Annotated in this window: 24 protein-coding genes and 1 pseudogene; 22 read left to right on the top strand and 3 right to left on the bottom strand. The window is 38.9% G+C overall.

Features of this window, described 5'->3' with window-relative positions:
• Positions 1 to 16 precede the first annotated feature (16 nt).
• From gnd to G8761_RS18165, 3 genes are all read left to right on the top strand, one after another.
• Positions 17 to 910 (top strand): phosphogluconate dehydrogenase (NAD(+)-dependent, decarboxylating), encoded by an 894-nt coding sequence (gnd, locus tag G8761_RS18175; protein WP_166029257.1) that lies wholly within the window; start codon positions 17 to 19, stop codon positions 908 to 910.
• A 27-nt stretch (positions 911 to 937) separates the two neighbouring features.
• Complete coding sequence (gene fsa, locus G8761_RS18170; protein WP_166029255.1) at positions 938 to 1,600, top strand: fructose-6-phosphate aldolase; 663 nt, start codon at positions 938 to 940, stop codon at positions 1,598 to 1,600.
• A 101-nt stretch (positions 1,601 to 1,701) separates the two neighbouring features.
• Positions 1,702 to 3,039: a glucose-6-phosphate isomerase gene (locus G8761_RS18165; protein WP_166029253.1), complete on the top strand. Its 1,338-nt coding sequence runs from the start codon at positions 1,702 to 1,704 to the stop codon at positions 3,037 to 3,039.
• 48 nt (positions 3,040 to 3,087) lie between these two features.
• Here the strand turns inward: G8761_RS18165 and G8761_RS18160 are convergent, their stop codons facing one another.
• From G8761_RS18160 to G8761_RS18150, 3 genes are all read right to left on the bottom strand, one after another.
• Entirely contained in the window at positions 3,088 to 3,723 is a 636-nt protein-coding gene (locus tag G8761_RS18160) for an FMN-dependent NADH-azoreductase (RefSeq protein ID WP_166029251.1), read from the bottom strand.
• An 80-nt stretch (positions 3,724 to 3,803) separates the two neighbouring features.
• Positions 3,804 to 4,127 (bottom strand): winged helix-turn-helix transcriptional regulator, encoded by a 324-nt coding sequence (locus tag G8761_RS18155; protein ID WP_207789269.1) that lies wholly within the window; start codon positions 4,125 to 4,127, stop codon positions 3,804 to 3,806.
• 180 nt (positions 4,128 to 4,307) lie between these two features.
• The gene (locus G8761_RS18150) at positions 4,308 to 4,802 is read right to left on the bottom strand and encodes a hypothetical protein (protein ID WP_166029249.1); all 495 of its coding nucleotides are present in this window, start codon (positions 4,800 to 4,802) and stop codon (positions 4,308 to 4,310) included.
• A gap of 527 nt (positions 4,803 to 5,329) precedes the next feature.
• Between G8761_RS18150 and G8761_RS27890 the strand changes: the two genes are divergently transcribed.
• From G8761_RS27890 to G8761_RS18060, 19 genes and pseudogenes are all read left to right on the top strand, one after another.
• Positions 5,330 to 5,401 (top strand): DUF1450 domain-containing protein, encoded by a 72-nt coding sequence (locus tag G8761_RS27890; protein WP_338000992.1) that lies wholly within the window; start codon positions 5,330 to 5,332, stop codon positions 5,399 to 5,401.
• Positions 5,402 to 5,728: 327 nt separating this feature from the next.
• A complete protein-coding gene (locus G8761_RS18140; protein ID WP_166029247.1) occupies positions 5,729 to 6,016 on the top strand; it encodes a CocE/NonD family hydrolase in 288 nt (95 codons plus the stop codon).
• A 133-nt stretch (positions 6,017 to 6,149) separates the two neighbouring features.
• A complete protein-coding gene (locus G8761_RS18135; RefSeq protein ID WP_166029245.1) occupies positions 6,150 to 6,461 on the top strand; it encodes a CocE/NonD family hydrolase in 312 nt (103 codons plus the stop codon).
• Positions 6,454 to 6,606, top strand: a complete 153-nt coding sequence (locus G8761_RS18130) for a hypothetical protein (RefSeq protein ID WP_166029243.1) — start codon at positions 6,454 to 6,456, stop codon at positions 6,604 to 6,606. The genes G8761_RS18135 and G8761_RS18130 overlap by 8 nt, the downstream gene beginning before the upstream one ends.
• Positions 6,536 to 7,022 (top strand): annotated as a pseudogene (locus tag G8761_RS18125) (CocE/NonD family hydrolase C-terminal non-catalytic domain-containing protein). The gene G8761_RS18130 and the pseudogene G8761_RS18125 overlap by 71 nt, the downstream one beginning before the upstream one ends.
• 131 nt (positions 7,023 to 7,153) lie before the next feature.
• Positions 7,154 to 7,546 (top strand): acyl-CoA thioesterase, encoded by a 393-nt coding sequence (locus G8761_RS18120; protein ID WP_166029239.1) that lies wholly within the window; start codon positions 7,154 to 7,156, stop codon positions 7,544 to 7,546.
• Positions 7,547 to 7,708: 162 nt separating this feature from the next.
• The gene (locus tag G8761_RS18115) at positions 7,709 to 8,563 is read left to right on the top strand and encodes a type II toxin-antitoxin system SpoIISA family toxin (RefSeq protein ID WP_166029237.1); all 855 of its coding nucleotides are present in this window, start codon (positions 7,709 to 7,711) and stop codon (positions 8,561 to 8,563) included.
• A gap of 46 nt (positions 8,564 to 8,609) precedes the next feature.
• Positions 8,610 to 8,798, top strand: a complete 189-nt coding sequence (locus G8761_RS18110; RefSeq protein ID WP_166029235.1) for a hypothetical protein — start codon at positions 8,610 to 8,612, stop codon at positions 8,796 to 8,798.
• Between the two features lie 96 nt (positions 8,799 to 8,894).
• Positions 8,895 to 9,026: a hypothetical protein gene (locus G8761_RS27665; RefSeq protein ID WP_275940718.1), complete on the top strand. Its 132-nt coding sequence runs from the start codon at positions 8,895 to 8,897 to the stop codon at positions 9,024 to 9,026.
• Positions 9,027 to 9,331: 305 nt separating this feature from the next.
• Positions 9,332 to 9,634: a zinc-ribbon domain-containing protein gene (locus tag G8761_RS28135; protein ID WP_420800267.1), complete on the top strand. Its 303-nt coding sequence runs from the start codon at positions 9,332 to 9,334 to the stop codon at positions 9,632 to 9,634.
• Positions 9,607 to 9,786, top strand: coding sequence for a zinc-ribbon domain-containing protein (locus G8761_RS28130; RefSeq protein WP_166029231.1), 180 nt, complete (start codon positions 9,607 to 9,609; stop codon positions 9,784 to 9,786). Before G8761_RS28135 ends, G8761_RS28130 begins: the two co-directional genes overlap by 28 nt.
• A 196-nt stretch (positions 9,787 to 9,982) precedes the next feature.
• Positions 9,983 to 10,468 (top strand): hypothetical protein, encoded by a 486-nt coding sequence (locus tag G8761_RS18095; RefSeq protein ID WP_166029228.1) that lies wholly within the window; start codon positions 9,983 to 9,985, stop codon positions 10,466 to 10,468.
• Positions 10,469 to 11,041: 573 nt separating this feature from the next.
• A complete protein-coding gene (locus tag G8761_RS18090) occupies positions 11,042 to 13,159 on the top strand; it encodes a hydantoinase/oxoprolinase family protein (protein ID WP_166029226.1) in 2,118 nt (705 codons plus the stop codon).
• 58 nt (positions 13,160 to 13,217) lie between these two features.
• Positions 13,218 to 14,996, top strand: coding sequence for a hydantoinase B/oxoprolinase family protein (locus G8761_RS18085; protein WP_166029225.1), 1,779 nt, complete (start codon positions 13,218 to 13,220; stop codon positions 14,994 to 14,996).
• Positions 14,997 to 15,014: 18 nt separating this feature from the next.
• Positions 15,015 to 15,647: an isochorismatase family protein gene (locus G8761_RS18080; RefSeq protein ID WP_166029222.1), complete on the top strand. Its 633-nt coding sequence runs from the start codon at positions 15,015 to 15,017 to the stop codon at positions 15,645 to 15,647.
• A 367-nt stretch (positions 15,648 to 16,014) separates the two neighbouring features.
• Positions 16,015 to 17,403, top strand: a complete 1,389-nt coding sequence (locus G8761_RS18075) for an MmgE/PrpD family protein (RefSeq protein ID WP_166029220.1) — start codon at positions 16,015 to 16,017, stop codon at positions 17,401 to 17,403.
• A complete protein-coding gene (locus G8761_RS18070; protein ID WP_166029218.1) occupies positions 17,400 to 18,560 on the top strand; it encodes an acyl-CoA dehydrogenase family protein in 1,161 nt (386 codons plus the stop codon). The genes G8761_RS18075 and G8761_RS18070 overlap by 4 nt, the downstream gene beginning before the upstream one ends.
• A 34-nt stretch (positions 18,561 to 18,594) precedes the next feature.
• Positions 18,595 to 19,092 (top strand): MaoC family dehydratase, encoded by a 498-nt coding sequence (locus G8761_RS18065; RefSeq protein WP_166029216.1) that lies wholly within the window; start codon positions 18,595 to 18,597, stop codon positions 19,090 to 19,092.
• 24 nt (positions 19,093 to 19,116) lie between these two features.
• Positions 19,117 to 20,304, top strand: coding sequence for a CaiB/BaiF CoA transferase family protein (locus G8761_RS18060; RefSeq protein WP_166029214.1), 1,188 nt, complete (start codon positions 19,117 to 19,119; stop codon positions 20,302 to 20,304).
• Positions 20,305 to 20,321: the final 17 nt, after the last annotated feature.

The raw sequence follows: 20,321 nt of genomic DNA, 5'->3' as shown, positions 1-20,321 counted from the left end.
GATTGGAGTGTGTAAGATGCAAGTGGGATTAATTGGATTAGGAAAAATGGGTTTGAATTTAGGAAAAAACTTAATCGATCATAAGCATGAGGTGACAGCTTATGATTTGAACCCCGTGGCAGTTAAGGAAATAGAAAACTATGGCGCCACACCTAAAGCAACTTTAAAAGATCTAGTAGGCTCTCTAGAGAAACCAAGAGTCGTTTGGATTATGGTTCCTCATAATGTGGTTGATTCAGTTATAGCTGATATTACACCATTTTTGGACAAAGATGATATTATTATAGAGGCAGGTAACTCTCACTACAAAGAATCTATTCGCCGTTATAATCAGCTAAAGGAAATTGGTGTTCGGTTTATGGATGCAGGAACATCAGGCGGCATGGAAGGTGCAAGAAATGGTGCCTGCTATATGGTCGGCGGAGACCCTGAAGCCTGGGAAGTAGTTGAACCAATTTTCCATGATACTGCAGTTGAAAATGGATATCTTTATGCTGGAGAAGCCGGAAGCGGGCATTTCTTAAAAATGGTTCATAATGGTATTGAATATGGTATGATGGCTGCAATCGGAGAAGGTTTCGAACTTCTCGAAAAGAGTGAATATGATTACAACTTTGAAAAGGTAGCAAAAGTATGGAATAATGGTTCTGTTATTCGTTCATGGCTGATGGAGCTCACCGAGAATGCCTTTTCTAAAGATGCTAAATTAGATGGAATTAAGGGAATTATGCATTCTTCCGGTGAAGGAAAATGGACTGTTGAAACTGCCCTGGATCTCCAGACAGCGACTCCTGTTATTGCTCTTTCTTTGTTAATGCGTTACCGCTCTCAGGAAACTGATACCTTTACAGGCAAAGTGGTAGCTGCTCTAAGAAATGAGTTTGGCGGACATGCTGTTGAGAATAAATAACAAACAAAATAATTGGAGGTAATATCAATGAAATTTTTTATCGACACTGCAAATCTTGACGACATTAAGAAAGCTTATAAAATCGGTGTATTATCCGGTGTAACTACAAACCCTTCTCTTGTTGCAAAAGAAGGCGTAAAATTTGAGGACCGTATTGAAGAAATTCTTAAGACTGTTCCAGAAGTTGAATCGGTTTCTGCTGAGGTAACTCCTGATGCTTTAACAGCAGATGACATGATCGCTCAAGCAAATGAACTGATTAAAATCAATGGCGGAGATAAAAATATTACAATTAAATTACCAATGACACTGGACGGTCTGGAAGCATGCCGCTACTTAACTAAAAAAGGTGTTAAAACCAATGTGACTCTAATTTTCACAGTTAACCAGGCACTATTAGCTGCACGTGCTGGTGCAACTTATGTGTCACCTTTCTTAGGCCGTTTGGATGATATCTCTGAAGATGGAGTACAGCTTGTTACTAAAATTGCGGAATTGTTCCGTATTCAAAAACTGGATTCACAAATCATTGCAGCATCCGTTCGACATCCTGACCATGTTACCCGCGTAGCAATGGCAGGTGCACATATAGCTACCATTCCATTTAAAGTAATTGAACAAATTTCTAAACATCCATTAACAGATCAAGGTATGGAAAAATTTGCTGCCGACTGGAAAAACGCTCAATAAAAAATAGATAAAAGACTTAAAGCGTTAGATTTCTAACAGAAACCCGTTATGGTTTTTGATTCGGATTTCTAACGCTTATTTTTTAGAGGAGATAAGGAAAAATGACGATTACATTTGATTACAGCAACGCCCTTTCATTTATGCAACAAAGTGAAATAGAAAATTTAAGTGAATTCGTAAAAATTGCTCACCAATTGATTCACGAGAAAAGAGGACCAGGGTCTGACTTTCTTGGCTGGGTAAATTTTCCTAAAGAATACGATAGAGAAGAGTTCAATAGAATTAAAAAAGCAGCAGAAAGGATTAAAAGTAACTCTGACGCGCTTATTGTAATAGGAATTGGCGGTTCTTATCTTGGGGCTAGAGCAGCTATTGAAGCCCTTTCCCATACCTTCCATAATCAGATGGGGGATAGGACAGAAATCTACTTTGCTGGTCAAAATATTAGCGCGAAATACATTTCTCACCTGTTTGAGATAATTAAGGACAAAGATATCTCAGTTAATGTGATCTCAAAATCCGGAACTACTACAGAGCCCGCTATTGCTTTCCGAATTTTTAAGGATTATATGGAAAAGAAATATGGAAAAGAAGAGGCAAGAAAGCGGATTTTTGCCACTACAGATAAGCAAAAGGGAGCATTAAAAACACTTGCTGACGAAGAAGGTTATGAAACATTTGTTATCCCTGACGATGTTGGGGGAAGATATTCTGTGTTAACTGCTGTCGGTTTATTGCCAATCGCAACAGCTGGCCTGGATATTGATAGGATGATGGAAGGAGCAGCCGCAGCTGCAGAGAAATATAATAATCCAAACCTTTCAGAAAACCAAAGCTACCAATATGCAGCAGTAAGAAATGCTCTGTACCGTAAGGGGAAATCCATTGAACTTTTTGTCAACTATGAGCCATCACTTCATTATGTTTCTGAATGGTGGAAGCAGCTGTTTGGTGAAAGTGAAGGCAAGGATCAAAAGGGGCTATATCCTGCTTCAGTGGATTTCACAACAGACCTTCATTCTATTGGACAATATGTCCAGGAAGGCCGCCGAGATATGCTTGAAACAGTTTTACAAATCAAAAAACCTGAAATAGACCGTATTATCCAGGAAGATAACTCAAACCTTGATGGTCTTAATTACCTTGCTGGAAAAACTATGGACCAAGTAAATAAAAGTGCCTTCCAAGGAACTGTTTTAGCCCATGTAGACGGTGGGGTACCGAATTTATCTGTAGAGATGGATGAGTTAAACGAATTTACATTTGGAGAAATGGTTTACTTTTTTGAAAAAGCATGTGCAATTAGCGGCTTATTAATGGGTGTAAATCCATTTGACCAGCCTGGAGTAGAAGCATACAAAAAGAATATGTTTGCTCTTCTTGGGAAGCCTGGATATGAAGCGGAAAAAGCTCAGTTATTAAAACGTTTGTCTAAATAAATATATCATTAAACCCCTAGGCTGCTATCCGACCTAGGGTTTAAAAATTCAAAAATTTTTAGCTGCTTCTATTGCATCGGCAATAGCTTTTTCTTTTATTTGCTCAGCTTTCTCAGGAAATTTCATGTGTCCTTCAAGGATAATTCCTTCAAAGCTTTTTACACCACAAAATTTCATGATAGTTTCCAATTGGCGATTTCCCATTTCCCATTGTGCTTCTTGCCCCTCAGAGTATATATCTCCTCTTGCTTGGATATGAATAGCTTTTTTACCTTTTAAAAGACCTTTTGAACCTTTTTTGGAGTATTTAAAGGTTTTACCGGAAACCGCAACAGCATCCAGGTATGTTTTCATGATAGCCGGAAAAGAGAAGTTCCACATTGGAGTGACAAAGACATATTTATCTGCTAATAAAAACTGTCCGCCCAATTCGGCTAATCTTCCAACCTTAGATCTTTCCGAAGGAGTCAATAAGTCAAAGCTATCCCCATTTTGGAGCTTTTCCCATCCGTGAAAAACATCGGCATCAAGATAGGGGATATCCGCCTTGTACAAATCAAGATGGACTACCTGATCATTTGGATTATATTCCTTATAAGTATCTATAAAGGCTTTACCTACAGTTAAACTGTAGGACTGATGAATCTCTAGAGGATGTGCTGTAATATAAAGAACATTTGACAATGATTACATACTTCCTTTCAAAGAAACAGTAATTTGGACTAGTGTTCAAACCAAATTAGATATAGATAACTCCATTTTAACTATTTATCTTTTATCCAATTGTTTGCCCACTGGCTGATAGGACCAAGAATTTTGCCCAATTCTGAACCTTTCTTGGTTAAATGATATTCTGTCCGAACTGGTCTTTCAGGAATAACGTGCCGTAAAACGATTCCGTGCTCTTCTAGTTCTTTCATTCTTTCTGTTAAAACACGTTTGCTTAAGTCAGGGATAAAAGAGTTAATTTCACTAAACCGCTTTGGCCCGCTTAATAAAACATAAATAATTAAACCTGTCCATCTTTTCCCTATTAACTCAAATGTTTTTTCTACTTTCGGACATAGGTTCGGCTGTTCCTCCACCAAGTATCATCTCCCTTACATACCACAATTTATTTCCAATGTACTTATTGTAACCTATTATATATGTGTTCTAAACTTTATTCTCAAAGATTCATTAAAAATTCACTTTTTTAAAAATAGTTTAAACAGTTACCGTAAAAAAATAGGAAAAAGCAAAATCGGCTCTTTCCTTAATCCATTCTATTAATGTATGAGATTGCCTTTTAAATCAGCTGTAATTTGACCATGAAGGATGTGGTCTAACTGCTCTAATAAGGTCATCTTTTCTTTTACTTCTCTAATTTCTTTTTCACAAGTAACGTCTTTCTTTTTCAACTGATTAATAAAGTTAAATTTACTTTCTTTAAAGGAAGGAGACGCAGTTAAAATGTATTCGATTAATTCCAGTGCGGCTGCTTTTTCCTTGGTGTTCTTAACGGCAAAAATACTCTGATTCTCAGGTTCATAAAGAGAAACTGTTCTTAAATCCCTGTCTATTTTTAATCCGAAGCAGCCTGTTTTAGTTCCATAATTTTTATTATCTCTTAATCGGATAAAATCTAAGCCAATCAATAGCTTATATTCGTGTGAGACACTGTCAGGAAGTTTGATGTCCAATATTTTTATATTTGAGACAGTATCAATAAAAATCTCTGATTCAAATTCAGTTTGAATAACTTTTGACTCTAATAAGTTCATTTTTATGTCCTCACTTTGTTGTTCAAATTTTAAAACGAAAAGTAACAAGTGTACAAAAAGTAACCTAGTTGTTATTATTATATCAAAGTAGGTGAATAATTCAATAAAAGAGATTTGGCTGAACTTTGTCATCTTATTTTTTCTTGACTATAACGTAATGGGTAGAGGCAATGTTGACAGAACTTAAAGGAGTAATTATCTGTAAATATTTTCTTGTCAATTTTAATGAAAAAAGTGATTCCGACAATAAATGGAATACAACCACAATGTATAGATTTGATATTTTTTTATATCGCAGGGATGCAGCTCTATAATAGGAATATTTATTTGATGATGTTGATATTATTGAGATCCTAAAGAAGCATGAAGATAAACATTTGAAATAATGATTATTTCCTAAGCGGGAAGAACTTTTCATTAAAGAGAGGAGGCTGGTTCTGTTATGGGCATTGTTGTAGTAGAAATATGAGATGGCAGTTTAATAAACAGTCTTGATCTAGATCAACGTAGAAGCAGAATATCCAGAAGTGGCTGTTATTGAAAACACTTGTCTGTCCTTCTGTGGGATGTGTGCACGCAGGTCATATGCGATTGTTTAATGAAATACAGATATTTACCAAATCTTCGGAGGAATGTCTTGAACTTATTAAAAATCAACTCGATTTAGAACTAGCGATCTACGCTAATTAACATCAGTGAAATAGATAGTTAAACAGTGAAATATTTTTTAATATTTAAGTATGGTTTAAGGCTGCCAAAAAAGGCAGCTTTAATTCGTTTTTATAAATTAGATATTTTTATGATATCTTTTTAAAATTACAGCTTAAGTACTATCAGAATACTGCCCTTAGTCTAGATAAATAACTTTTAAGTAGGGGTATTATGTAGGTAAGTATGAACAATGGGGTGATCTTTAGGGTTATAAATTGAAAACTTTCTTAGTCAGTACTTTTGTAATCATTTTAATGACCACGCTTACTAACATACCTGTATTTGAAGCTGAAACTTCATTGGCAACTCCCGAACAATGGACAGACTACGACAGACCAGAAGAGTTTAAAATGGTTACGGATATTGATGTATTCATAACAATGAGAGATGGAGTCCGCCTAGCTGCGAATGTTTATTGGCCTGATACACCAGGAAAGTGCCCACTAATTCTGACACAAACCCCATATAATAAAAATAGTTCACTTGGGTCAGCAAACGACTAATTTGTAAAACGGGGATATGTGCTTGTAGTTGTAGATGTTTGGGGAACAGGTAGATAAGAGGGTGCCTGGATTCTTTCGGATAATCGGAACAAAAAGTTGGATATGAGCTGGTCGACTGGGCGTCAAAGCAGAAGTGGAGCGACGGGAATGTTGTGGATTATGGGGAGCATCGTATAGTGCAATTAATCAGCTCTTAACTGCCCCACAGCAGCCGCCCGCTTTAAAAGCCATTTTTCCGATTGTGCCAATGGCTGATACATACCGCGACATATTGATGTCCGGGGGCCTGATGAATACCGGATTTATTCCGCTTAGGATGGGACTTGTTACATCTTCAGGACTGCTTCCACTGACTTACACTTTAACAGAGCCAATTGATGCGTCGACACTGATCCTTAGCCATGCAGGCAGTACAACAGGATTTCCCGGGGACCACTTTGTCTGAATTGCTGACAGGCGGAGAGATGGCTTACGATGGCCCTAACTGGCATATGAGATCACCTATTTTCTCCGCTGAAAATGTTAAGGTGCCAGCATTTATTTCAGGAGTGCTTCATGATATTTTCCAGCGCGGGTCCGATTGGTGCTGAGTTATTTATAAAAACAACAGCGAGAGAGGCTGTAGTATCTGTAAGGGTAACAGATGTTGCTCCTGATGGAACATCGACTGAGCTTACTGCAGGTTGGCTGGCTGCGAGTTTCAGGAAGCTTGATAAAAGCAAATCGAGATACCTGGATGGCGAACTCATTCAGCCATGGCACCCTTTTACGGCTGAATCAGCAGGAAGAGGTTGTTCCAGGCCAGTTTATGAAACTCAATGTAGAAATATTTCCAACGAATGCTTTTATTCAAAAGGGGCACAAGCTAAGAATTGCGGTTGGTCCGAGTGATTTCCCACATTCCTTGTCCCCGCTTCCGCAGTTTGGTAAACAACTTGGGGGAATTGTAACAATCATGCATGACAGTCTGCATCTTTCATCAGTGGTTTTACCAATAGTTAAGTAAAGAAGAAAGTCCGTTCCAGGCTGGAATGGACTTTCTTTATAGGTATGTATTTATCCAGTTGATTGACTATTTAGAAAAATTGGCTTATTATGAGCCTGTTTAAATACATAGATTAAATTGGAGGGAATTTGTTGTTTAAATTAACCATTCAACCCCGTGTTTCTGAAACAGATGGTATGGGACACATTAATAATACTTGTGTACCTGTCTGGTTTGAGGCTGGCAGGGAAAATATATTTAGGATATTTAACCCTGATTTATCATTTGCTGACTGGAGATGCGTTGTAGTAAACCTTAACATTGATTATATTAAAGAAATCTTTTATGGCCGTGAAGTGGAAGTACATACATGGGTTAAACATATAGGGAATTCCAGTTTTATTCTTGAGGAAGAGCTTTATCAATCAGGAGAGTTATGTGCTAAGGGGACTGCTACCTATGTCAATTTTAATAAAAAAGTAAGAAAGGCTGAACCTATTTCGGATAATATCCGCCAGGAGCTTGAGAAGCATATACGCAAATAGTCCATCCCAAGATGTTATAGTACCTTGTGTCGAGAAGGAGGATGCCTAGATTATGGCATCTTTTTATTTCAAATTGCTCAGGAAGATATTTCATTATGATAGAATAAAAGAAGGCAATTCAACCACTCGTAGAAAGAAAGAAGTAAGAGAGGAGTTGGGGGAGTGGCATTTAAGATTTTTGTAAGTATATTGTTGGCTTTTTCTATCGGGAACCTGGTGTTTTTCCTGGTTGATAATATGAAATACCATGCTTCTCTAAGGGCATTAAGAAAAACCCTTTATACCATTTTTATAGGTGCAGTGGCATTGGGCATCCTAATGGATGAAATAAAGATATCCAATTGGCAGTTTTTGATTACCCTGACGGCAATTGTTATCTTTATTGACCTATCACTGATATTAACGCCAAGTATAATGAAAATCTGGAAGGCGGAGTTTCAGTATGGGGATTATGTGGAAAATGTTATTGAAGCAAATAACAAGATTCATAGAGGGACAATGAGACGTGTAGGAACAATGTCAGAGATGATTCAGAATGCAGGCACGTATTTTGAGGAGGAAGCGATTCCTGAACCAAATGCCATTTTTGAAAGGGACGAATTAGAGAAATATCTGAAACTGTATTCTGACCAGTATGGATTTGCCCTTCAACTATGGGAACTGGCGGTTGAACCCTTTGATGCTAACCTTATACCAAGTGAAGAAAGAGCAAAAATGAACAACGAAGAACTTGAAACGTATATTGAAGACGTTTCGCTCCTTCAAGCGATCAATAGGCTAGTAGATGACATCGAAAGGCTTAATTCCTTTGAGTTAGGGAATGAGAAGGAAGAATACGTTTCCTCCCTTTTTCATTCTGAGATTATTTCCCTGATAAAAGAGGATAGCATGATTGTTCCGGTATATATGGAACAAAGAAGCATGCTTATCGTCTTAAAGAATACAAGCGGCGAGCTTCTTGAAGTTGATGCTGTTCATATTACCAATTTAATCTATCTTTTTTATTCGTTTCATTAAATGAGTGGTATAATGGTAAAAAGACCACTGACGGGGAGGGCATTATATGAAGCCAATGGGGCGTACTCTTAAATCAGCAGGTAAAACGGGTGGCGCTAAGACGAAAGAAACGGCTGGGTCAACACTTGCCAGAGCAAGCAAGACCACACATTTATCAGATAAATCAACCAGCCGGATGTCTCAGAATGTGAAAGAGATGAACAAAAAGGTTCTTCAATACATTGGAAATCACTAAGCAAGGTGCTATGACGCATCTTGCTTTTTTTATGTATAAAACCACCTTTTCTTGTATAGGTTAGTACCAGAAGTTACAAGAAGAGAGGGAGAGGAAATGGGAGATAAAAAGAAACCGAAAAAGGTTGAAGCAAAGAAAGTTACCCGTCTGAAGTCCGAAACCAAAATGACAAAAGAAAATGAAAAGGCTCTTAAAGTGATTCGGGCATTTAAAGGTATGTTTAGCTAAGATAACTAAATTGTCGGAACAATCGAGGGTATATGGTTCTGCGTACTCTCTTTTTTCCATACTTATCGACATACATAATTATTGTATTTTGATTCTCATAGAAATTATTAAGGATAGTATGACCTTGACTTTTTGCCTTCTGGATTATTAAGTTGTAATATCCTTCTTTTCTACAACGATCGCATTCATAATTTTTTCGTTTAAGAAAGAGTCGTAAAGCAGTGGTGTTATGATGGCCATTTGGACAAAGATATTCCAACTTCTGTATTCCTATTAACAATTTTCTCTGTTATTAAAGTACAAATATCCTTATTGAACTTTTCCTTAACTTCCTCAAAAGAATACCTTTCTTTGCATTTGTTACACCTTATATTTCCTCTAAGAATCGAGCTAAAATGCTTAATATTTTTGTGCCCGGCTCTGGAGCTAAAGCATGGTGGCAATGTCCCAATAACGCTGCACATGAATGGAAAGTACAGGTTTTTAACCGAAAGGCAGGTAACAATTGCCCAATATGTGCAGGAAAGGTTGTCCATGAATCCAATTCATTGGCTACATTATACCTTGAGATCGCCAAACAGTGGCATCCAAAAAAATTGGAACGTTGAAACCGGAAGATGTAACTAAGGCAAGTAAAAAGAAAGTTTGGTGGACGTGCCTATTAAATCCATCACACGAATGGAAAGCTAGTATTGCCAATAGGACTACGAGGGGTTCGGGATGCCCGCATTGTCGAAAACCAGGTAAAAAGCCGCTCTGACTGAGTGGCTTTTTGTAATTCGGCGGTTTTTCCATCCACTGCTATTCTCAACTCGGAGATTAGCTCCCCTGAATACCGATATGCATTTGTGGAACAAAAGACGGTCGAAAAAATCTATCAATTCATGGAATCCGGAAAGGGTATAAAATTCCCTCATTTTCGATATGATGTAATATCTAATGTATGGGGTGAAGGCATGGACATCAGAAAAATCGAGGAAGAGATTGTGAAACAAGGAGAAAGACTTTTAGACTGCCCGCACGCATGTAATGGCAGCGACATCCTTTGGAATAAGGAAACCGGACATATCCCGAGGTGTTTACACTTCGAGAAACACGAAAGAGATAGTGAAGCTCTGGGAATGGTTATTGACGGAACCAATCCGGGGCAAGCATTAGAAAATGAGCTATTTGACTATACCTCATGGCACAAGGAAGGGAACCTCACTTACCAAAACGTGGTTTCGCGGATTGTTAACGGGGGATACGACAAGGTTGGCCAGAAGTTAGGGATAACTTCGATTTTTTTCTTATTAGAAACTCCCGATATTATTAAAGGACGTTCACAACCCAGAGCCGATCGTCTGATAATTGATCCCAAATGTAATTCGGATGCCTTGGTACTTTTGCATGGGGCTTTTGCTTCCCCTCCTCGTTCCACAATTTCCCTAATGTGTCTTTAAAATAAATTTTAAAGCTGTATTTGTCCACTCGTTTTCCTCGCATTTTTAAGCAATCCAAATATCATCCCCAAATTAAAATATCCCAATAGAACGGTATGCTTCTTTAGCTCTTCCAGTTCTTCTTGTTTGAATAATTCAGGAACCAAGGTATTTTCAGTGAAGATATAATGATGGTTCTGTTCAGATACCTCCCCCTTTATAAGGATTAGGGCGTAGGCTCTGTTTAAATTTGTTAATCTTTGTGTTTCATCTAATAGAATAATGAAACAGCCATGAAACATAAATAATTTAATAGTTCGAAAAGTAATACCCTTGAACAATAATTAAAGTGAGAATATTTGCAATTTTACGATAGTTTTTGCTAATTTCATTATTAATGTAATAGTTGGCATGAAATTTGCAAGGTATAGTTAGTGAAAATATATTATTTACTAGTAGCAGGATATAAGGAAAATAGTGCCGAATCATAAAAACATCCGTTTTACTAAACCATAATACTAGTTCGATGGAATATGGATGTTAGGCGACCCTATCTCCTTTGAATGTTGCTAGATTGAAAAGGAGGAGAAAGATATGAAAATTGGTGTTGATGTAGGAGGTACATTCACAGATTTGATTTTGTCTGATACACATGGAGGTAGAGCGATTGTCCATAAAGTACCTTCAACTCCTAAAGACCCATCCGAAGCCGTAATTAAAGGTGTCTTCGAAATATGCGAAATGGCAAATATCCATCCTGGGCAAATCGAGCAATTTTTCCATGGAACGACTGTAGCAACAAATATTGTTTTGGAGCATAATGGTGCAAGTGTAGGAATGCTGACCACGGAGGGATTCCGTGATGTATTACATATCGCAAGACACAAACGCCCATATAATTTCTCGCTCTATCAAGATCTACCTTGGCAGAAATACCCTCTTGTTAGGAGACGCAATCGTTTGGTGGTCTCTGAACGTATCACTGCAGAGGGTGAAGTATTATTACCTCTTGATGAAGAAAAAACAAGAGAACACGTCCGAAAATTAAAAGAGGCAAAAGTCGATGCCATTGCCGTGTGTTTCTTGTTCTCCTTTAAAAATCCTCAACACGAGAATCGCGTAAAGGAAATCATTTTGGAAGAGTACCCAGAGGTTTTCCTTTCTATTAGTAATGAAGTCCTTCCTCAATACAGGGAGTATGAACGGTTTAGTACTGTTGCACTAAATGCGTTTATCGGTCCTAAAACAAGCAATTATATAAAGAAACTTAAAAAGAACCTTGAGGATATGGGGGTAAAGTCAGAATTACACCTCATGCAATCAAATGGTGGGATTGCTACCTCTGAAATGGCTGCAGAAAAACCAATCAATTTACTTTTATCAGGTCCAGTTGCAGGTCTTATTGGTGGAATTAAAGCAGCCCAAAACGCTGGTTTTTCAAATGTCATCACACTGGATATCGGCGGTACCTCAGCAGATATCGGCGTAGCACCAGGCGGAGAAATGAGAATGCGTCACTTATTGGATACAAGAATTGGTCAATATAATGCCATGATTCCAATGGTGGATATCGATACGATAGGTGCTGGGGGAGGTTCCATCGCCTATGTGGACGAAGGTGGAATCTTCCGTGTGGGCCCACAAAGTGCCGGTGCCGATCCTGGTCCAGCTTGTTACAACCGCGGCGGAACATTACCAACCTCTACAGATGCGAATGTTTTATTAGGAAGAATTCGAGGGGAAAACAGGCTTGCTGGAAGTATGGAATTAAAGCCGGAACTCTCGGAAAAAGTCTACAAAGAGCATATTGCCGAAAAATTAAACATAAATGTTCTGGATGCAGCAGCCGGAGCCTTAAAAATTATGACGCACAACATGGTCAACGCTATCGAAATGAACAGTGTGAGGAAGGGGTATGACCCACGGGAGTTTACATTGGTAGCAGCAGGAGGTGCAGGTCCATTGTTTGCTTGTGATATTGCAGAAGAGCTGAACATCCCTTACGTAGTCGTACCTCCGTTCCCAGGTATTACAGCGGCAATCGGACTGCTTGGTACGGATATTACCTATGAACAGGTTTCTACCGTGTGGAGTTCATTTAAAATTGGCAATATCGAAAAGCTGCGTCAAGAGTTTGCCAGATTGGAAGAACAAGCAATTAGTTCTTTAAAAGCAGATGGAATCAGTGAAGATAAAATCATTTTAAAAAGAGTATGTGATTGTCGTTATGAAGGCCAGGGCTATGAATTACGTGTAGAAGCGCCTACAGGTGAAATTAATGAAGAATGGGCTGAGGAAGTCGTCAATTCCTTCCATGCTGTACATGAAAGAGAATATGCAAGCAAATTTGAAGATCAAGAAGTAATGGCGATAAACATTCGTTTAATCGGTATAGGTATTGTTACAAATGAAAGCAGCTTAGTTCCACAACCGCAGACATTAGAGTTTAATCCTAAAAAGGTAAAGAAGGCACCTGTTTACTTTTGGGTGAATGATCAATTAGAAGAGGTAGAAACGTCATTTTACCATCGTTCAGACATTCCAAATGGTACCACATTAACAGGTCCAGCAATTATCCAACAAAAGGATAGTACAACAGTTATTCCTCCTTTATGTAAAGCTCTCTTTGATGAGTATGGCAATATCGTTATTGATATGCAGGACAAGAATGCGAGTAAGAATCTAAAAAATGTTGCCATGGTTACAAAATAAGGTAATCATTGAAGATTACCTTTTTAATAAGAAGATAAAAATGGAAGGGGTTACAATTATGGGAGAATCACACGAAAAAAACATTGATCCTGTAACATTAGGCGTTATTGCTGGTTCATTAAATGCGATTGCAAAGGAGATGGCCCTAGTTCTTTATAGAATGGCGTACTCCAGTATTATTCGTGAATCTGAGGACTTAGGAGCTGGATTATTTGATGAAGATGGAAATGAACTTTGTGAAAGTGATTCTTCTCCAATGCACATTGGCTCACTTCCTGGTTATATAGCAGGGGTCAAGCATTTTCTGAAAGACGATATACAGGATGGAGATGTGATACTCCATAATAACCCTTATTATGGCGCATCTCACACGCCTGATTTAGCGGTTATTGTTCCTATTTTCTACAAGGATAAACTCGTTGCCTATGCAGCTAATACCGGGCATGTCTTGGATGTGGGGGGAATGTCTCCTGGTTTAATGGTCGATGTGGTCGATGTCTTTGCGGAAGGTAAACATTACAATGCCCTTAAACTTTACAGTAAGGGTGTAAAAAATGAAGAAATCTGGAAGCATGTGCTTGAGAACGTCCGCACACCTAAAGAGAACAAAGGTGACATTGAGGCAATGATCGCCTCTGCACGCTTAGGTAGAAAACGATATTTGGAATTAATTGAACGTTATGATTTAGAAACGTTAAAATCAGCGGAGCGGCGTTGGATGGATTATTCTGAGCAAATGTTAAGGAAAGAAATTGAAAAACTTCCGGATGGGATTTACAAAGCACCTACCGGATGGCTGGATGATGATGGCCGCAATTACGGTGTTCCGTTAAGGATTGAAACAAGTCTGGAAATCAGAGGCAGTGAAATCATTGTGGATCTAACAGGAAGTTCGCCACAAGTGGAAACAGGCTATAATGTTCCCTTCTCTGGATCAACATTGCCAGCTATCTATACCATCGTACGTTCAATTCTTTTAGATGAAGCAAATTCGGAGGTTTTTGTTCCACAGAATAGCGGGATTTTTCGCCCGATTAAGGTCATAGCACCTTTAGGTACTATTTTCAATCCAAGATTCCCGGCTTCTTGCTTTGCCAGATTTAATCAAGTAAACCGTTTGGCAGATCAAGTGAATTTGGCGTTTTCGCAAATTTTGCCGACCAAAACAACTGCGGGGAACTCCGCACATATTCATGCTAACTCCTACGCTGGAGTAAATCCTGATTCTGGTTCCTACTGGATTAGTATCGAGATTAATGAGGGATCGTACGGCGGAAGATATGGAAAGGACGGATTAGACGGAGTCGATACACTCGTCGCTAATACACGTAATAACCCTGTAGAAGAATTAGAGATGAGAACTCCGATGCGCTGCCATCGCTACGAGTTAAGAGAGGAAGAACCTGCAGCCGGAAAATGGCGGGGGGGGATTGGAATTGCAAGGGAATGGGAGTTTTTCACGAATACTCTTTTTACTGGTGAAGGAGACAGACATTATGACCCGCCAAAAGGTGTAAGAGGAGGGCGTGATGGTGAAACGGGTGCACTTGTTTTAAATCGTAGGACAGAAAATGAGAAAAACCTGCATGCAAAGGTTACAAATTACAAAATCAATGCAGGGGACACGCTTTTAATCAAGACTCCAAGCGCAGGGGGATATGGGAATCCATTTGAACGAATTCCGGAAGATGTTCTTGAAGATGTACTTGATCAGTATATCAGCTTGGAGACAGCCCGCGATGTATACGGAGTGGTCATCAATTCGGAGGGCAAGCTTGATTTATCTGCCACCTCAGAACTCCGGTCTAATATGGAAAAAGAACAGGTAACCAATTAACCTTAAGGGGGAGTGTAAATGTCAGAAAATCCCTATCGGAAAGCTGGATATGGACAAGGGAGCGTAGAAATAGGTAAAAAACCTGCTATCGTTATAGTTGACTTTCAAAAGGCTTTTACAAGCGAAGAATCACCATTAGGGGGGAGTCAATTAATAACTGCAGCCGTTCAAAAAACGAAGGAGTTAATTTCCCTTGCAAGACAAGAAAACCTGCCTATTATCTATACAGTTGTTGGTTATCGAAAAGACAAAAAAGATATGGGACTTTGGCCTTTAAAAGTAAGTACTCTTTCTGAAGTAACTTTGGGGTCAAAGTGGGTTGAGATTGATGATGAGCTGGAAGTAAAAGAGGAAGACGTCGTCATTGTGAAGAAAATGCCATCTGCATTTTTTAATACGGACTTAACGAACATATTAATTAGTAGTCAAATTGATACGGTTATTATTGCCGGCTGTACAACAAGTGGCTGTATCAGAGCGACTGCGATTGACTCGTTTTCTTATGGTTTCCGTACTATCATTGCGGAGGAATGTGTAGGCGATCAGGGAGTTGAACCTCACCGTGCAAATTTATTTGATATACGAAATAGATATGGTGATATTCTTTCAAACAGCCGGATTATCAGCCATTTTACTAAAGTAATAAACTGAACAAAATGGGGTGCCAATTTTTATTGGTGCCTTTTTTATTTTGGAAGAACTTGAAACATTAATCTTTACTTTATTAAAAATTCTTCTATGAGATAGAAGTGTTCAAAGGCCTGTGTTTAACAAAGTGTTTCATTTATTGAGAGGTGATGAAACTAATTGAAACGCCTTACTTATATACCTACCTATATTTTGGGAATTACTTTTCGAAAAAATCAAAATTATTAAAAAATAATTTTGGATACACTTGATACCAATGAGTTTTTGAATATATTTTCTTCTTTCTTTTCCATTTTCTAAAAGTTGGCACGGAACTTGCTTTATATTTGGTGAGAGCAAAAATTAAACGATTAGTTTAAGGAGGAAACAAATGAAGATTGCAGAAACTTTTGCCCAAATGGTACACAACTTACAGTATCAGGATTTAAGCGAAGAAGTGATTGACCGAACAAAATATCTAGCACTGGACTTTATTGGATTGGCTGCAAGGGGTAGTCAATTTGAATCAAGTAAACCTATTCATGATTTCATTAGAACTCATGGCGGACAGGGAAAGGGCATTATTATCGGGGCACAAGATTTAAGCCCGCTTCCACAATATGCTGCATTGGCAAATGGATCCGCTTCACATAGCTTGGAGCTGGACGATGTCATTAATGAAGCATCACTCCATCCTGCAGTTGCTGTTTTCCCAGCAGCTTTCGCACTTGCAGACGCTTATGAAAAATCAGGAGAAGATTTGATTGTAGCGTCCGTAATCGGCTACGAAGTAATGGGACAACTTGGAAGAGCGTTGAATCCCTCAAGTGTTTATGCCCGTGGTTTTCATCCTACGGGAGTAGTTGGGGCTGTTGCTGCAGCGGCTACAGCAAGTAAATTAATGGGCTTAACTTATGAACAAACGGTTAACGCATTAGGAATTGTGGGCAGCCAGGCAGCTGCTTCTATGGAATTCCTAAACACAGGATCCTGGACTAAACGGCTTCATCCAGGGTGGGCTGCTCATAACGGTATTATTGCCGCAGAACTGGCAAAAGCAGGGTTCACCGGCCCAAATTCCATTATTGAAGGGGATAAAGGTTTTGCAAAAGCCTATTCGGGTGAGCTTAATGTAGGCTCTTTGACAGGGAGATATTTGAATGAGGATAACTTTATCTTGAAATCAAGTATTAAGCCACATGCCTGCTGCCGTTATAAGCAGGGGCCATTAGACCTTATTCTTGAGATGGTCAAATCACTTGATTTGAAACCTGGCGATATTGAAAAAATCAATGTTTTTATAGTTCAAACAGGTCTTCCGATTGTGGCGCAGCCAGAAGAAGAAAAGCGGAATCCACAATCTACGGTTGATGCTCAGTTTAGTATGCATTTCGGTGCGGCGGCTGCTGTTATTTATAGAAATACGTTACTAGAGCAATATGATGATTTGGTTGTAGCTTTACCAGAAGTGAAAGAAATGATGAAAAAAGTGTACTGCTTTAGAGACGAGGAGCTCGAAAAGGAGTTTCCGAAAAAATGGCCAGCAAGAGTAGAGATTGAAACCACCAAGGGAACCTTCTCTAATCGAATTGATTATCCAAAAGGAGATCCAGAAAATCCATTATCGTGGGAAGAAATGATAACGAAATTTAATTACGTAACTGCCCCCGTATTTGATCAGAAACAGCAGCTGCAATTAGTAAAGGGAGTACGTACAATAGAAAATTTTCACAAAGTTAGTGAATTTTCTGTTCTATTAAAAGGAGGAGTTTTTGCATGAGTTTATTTACCCTCGCACCAGATAAACAACAAGTCCTTGATTTAGTGAAGGACTTTTGTAAAAAAGAAATTGCTCCGGTTGCAAGTAAACTTGAACACGCAGATGAGTACCCGCATGAAATCGTGGAAAAAATGAAGGAACTTGGTTTCTTTGGATTTACCATTTCAGAAGAGTATGGCGGATTTGGGGTGGACTTTGTCACCTATGCACTTGTCATTGAAGAAATTACCCGGCATTGGATGAGTATTGCAGGAATTTTAAATAGCCACCTCATCATGGCCTATATTGTTCAGAAATATGCAACAGAGGAACAAAAGCGTAAATTCCTGCCAAGATTTGCAACTGGGGAATGGCGCGGTGGTCTTGCACTTTCTGAAGCCGATGCAGGTACGGATGTTCAGAATATGTCAACAAAAGCTGAAAAAATCGGAGACCATTACGTGGTGAATGGAAGTAAGATGTGGATTACCAACGCTAGATATGGTAATACCTTTATTTTGGCGGCAAAGACGGATACAAAGACGCAGCCTCGTTATAAAGGAATCAGTTTATTTTTAATTCAAAAAGGCGGGGAAGGATTTGAAGTTCAACGTGATATTGACAAGTTGGGCTACAAAGGAGTAAAGACTTGTGAAATCACCTTTGAAAATTTCCGTGTGCCTGCTGACCAGTTAATTGGTGGCGAGGAAGGAAAAGGATTTAAGCAAGTACTTGGCGGCCTCGAGTTAGGTCGTGTGAATGTAGCGGCACGTGGTGTGGGCTTGGCACGAGCTTCTTTTGAAGACTCCATCAAATATTCCCAGCAGCGTAAGACCTTTGGGGTGCCAATTTGTGAGCATCAAGCTATTCAATTAAAACTGGGTGAGATGGGCACAAAATTAGAAGCAGCTCGTTTATTAACGTTAAATGCTGCGACGAAGCTTCAAAATGGTGAGCGTTGTGACCTGGAAGCGGGAATGGCCAAATTATTTGCGACAGAAGTAGGTTTTGAACTAGCAGGTGAAGCGATGAGAATTCATGGAGGCTATGGCTATACAAAAGAGTTCAATATAGAAAGGTATTATCGTGATTCGCCACTCATGCTGATTGGTGAAGGGACAAATGAAATGCAGAAAATTATTATTAGCAAAGGGTTAGTTCAAAAATATAAAATCTAAAATTCATATTGATAGAGACGAGGAGGAACACAGTATGGCGGAAATTCATACACCATTTGGAAGAGTATATGAGGATTTTAATGTAGGTGACGTGATCATGCACTGGCCAGGAAGAACCATTACAGAAGCGGATGATATGATGTTCAGTTTGCTCGCTCTTAATCAGCATCCCCTTCACATCGATGCCCATTACGCATCAAAAACGCAATTTAAACAGAATCTAGTGAACGGAACACTTGTCTTTTCTATTGCAGTCGGTATGACAGTGAATGATATTAGCGGGGCCGCAATTGCCATGCTTGAATATGAAAATATCAAACATTTAAAACCAACATTTCATGGTGATACCCTATATGGCAGAACAAGAATTTTAGATAAAAGGGAAACGAGTAAAGATGACCGTGGCATCGTCTATGTGGAAACTACTATTAGTAATCAGAGAGAAGAAGACGTAATGAGCTACAGACGAAAATTATTAGTGCCTAAACGTGAGTTTGCTCCACGTCCTTATACACACCGCAATCAATCATAAGAGTCCTGACTGGGAGGGGATAAGATGAGACCATTAGAAGGGATGAGAATCATTGCTGTCTCTCAATACGGGGCAGGACCTTATGCCATGCTTCACCTGGCAGATTTAGGAGCCGAGGTAATTAAGGTTGAAGATCCTGGCACAAAGGGGGATGTTTCTAGATTTGTTATTCCTTATGCGGAAAATAACGACAGTTTATTTTTTCAGGCATTGAACCGCAATAAAAAGAGTATCTCCTTAAATCTAAAATCTGAAGAAGGAAGAAAGATTTTTGAAGAACTAGTAAAGAAGTCAGATGCAGTTTTTAATAATCTAAGAGGAGATGTACCTGAAAAGCTAAAGATTAACTATAAACATCTCAAACACTTAAACCCTAAAATTGTTACCTGTTCTTTATCCGGGTTTGGAACATGGGGATCGATGACAAAAGAACCTGCCTATGATTATTTGTTGCAAGCGATGAATGGGCATATGAGTCTGACTGGAGAACCAGGCGGGCCACCCTCTAAGTACGGCCTTTCCATCATAGACTTTTCCACTGGGATGATGGCTGCTTTAGGATTAATGATAGGTATTTATCAGGCTCAAAACCATGGGGTTGGGTCAGATGTGGATGTTAGCTTATTTGACACATCCCTTTCCGTATTAAACTATCTAGCCATCTGGCATTTGAATAAGGGCTACGAACCGCTTAGAACCGCAAATTCTGCCCATCCAACACTTGTGCCGTCACAGCAGTTTCAAACCAAGGACGGGAATGTGGTGGTGATGTGTAACAAAGAAAAGTTTTTCTCTATCCTGTGCGAGGGATTAGAAGCACCAGAACTGGCAATGGATGAAAGGTACAAGAATTTCCAATCCCGCTTTAACAATAAGAAAGATTTATTAGACAAGCTGGAATCACTATTTTTACAGCAGACAACTGAGTACTGGCTTGAAAAGTTGAAGGGAAAGGTTCCCATTGCACCAGTAAACACGGTAGAGGAAGCCTTAAAGCAACCACTGGTTGAAGAAAGGAATATGATTGTCGAAGTGGATACGCCAACATTTGGTAATGTAAAAATGCTTGGGACACCTATTAAACTGTCAAATGATCAACCAGAATACAAAGCAGGACCGGGTTTAGGCGAGCATAATGAAGATATTTATGGGAGCCTGCTGGGGTACAGTTCAGAGTATATTGAACAGCTAAAAAGTAAGGGAATTATTTAAATAGCAGAGGAGTAGAT

The organism is Neobacillus terrae (genome assembly GCF_011393025.1).
GTDB lineage: Bacteria > Bacillota > Bacilli > Bacillales > Cytobacillaceae > Neobacillus_A > Neobacillus_A terrae.
This window is presented reverse-complemented; position numbering and strand designations above follow the sequence as displayed.

Bases quoted from the DNA above. Each gene is read 5' to 3' on its own strand.
- gnd (WP_166029257.1), top strand. From the start codon at position 17: ATGCAAGTGGGATTAATTGGATTAGGAAAAATGGGTTTGAATTTAGGA.
- fsa (WP_166029255.1), top strand. From the start codon at position 938: ATGAAATTTTTTATCGACACTGCAAATCTTGACGACATTAAGAAAGCT.
- G8761_RS18165 (WP_166029253.1), top strand. From the start codon at position 1,702: ATGACGATTACATTTGATTACAGCAACGCCCTTTCATTTATGCAACAA.
- G8761_RS18150 (WP_166029249.1), bottom strand. From the start codon at position 4,802: ATGAACTTATTAGAGTCAAAAGTTATTCAAACTGAATTTGAATCAGAG.
- G8761_RS18110 (WP_166029235.1), top strand. From the start codon at position 8,610: ATGAAGCCAATGGGGCGTACTCTTAAATCAGCAGGTAAAACGGGTGGC.
- G8761_RS27665 (WP_275940718.1), top strand. From the start codon at position 8,895: ATGGGAGATAAAAAGAAACCGAAAAAGGTTGAAGCAAAGAAAGTTACC.
- G8761_RS18095 (WP_166029228.1), top strand. From the start codon at position 9,983: ATGGACATCAGAAAAATCGAGGAAGAGATTGTGAAACAAGGAGAAAGA.
- G8761_RS18090 (WP_166029226.1), top strand. From the start codon at position 11,042: ATGAAAATTGGTGTTGATGTAGGAGGTACATTCACAGATTTGATTTTG.
- G8761_RS18085 (WP_166029225.1), top strand. From the start codon at position 13,218: ATGGGAGAATCACACGAAAAAAACATTGATCCTGTAACATTAGGCGTT.
- G8761_RS18080 (WP_166029222.1), top strand. From the start codon at position 15,015: ATGTCAGAAAATCCCTATCGGAAAGCTGGATATGGACAAGGGAGCGTA.
- G8761_RS18075 (WP_166029220.1), top strand. From the start codon at position 16,015: ATGAAGATTGCAGAAACTTTTGCCCAAATGGTACACAACTTACAGTAT.
- G8761_RS18070 (WP_166029218.1), top strand. From the start codon at position 17,400: ATGAGTTTATTTACCCTCGCACCAGATAAACAACAAGTCCTTGATTTA.
- G8761_RS18065 (WP_166029216.1), top strand. From the start codon at position 18,595: ATGGCGGAAATTCATACACCATTTGGAAGAGTATATGAGGATTTTAAT.
- G8761_RS18060 (WP_166029214.1), top strand. From the start codon at position 19,117: ATGAGACCATTAGAAGGGATGAGAATCATTGCTGTCTCTCAATACGGG.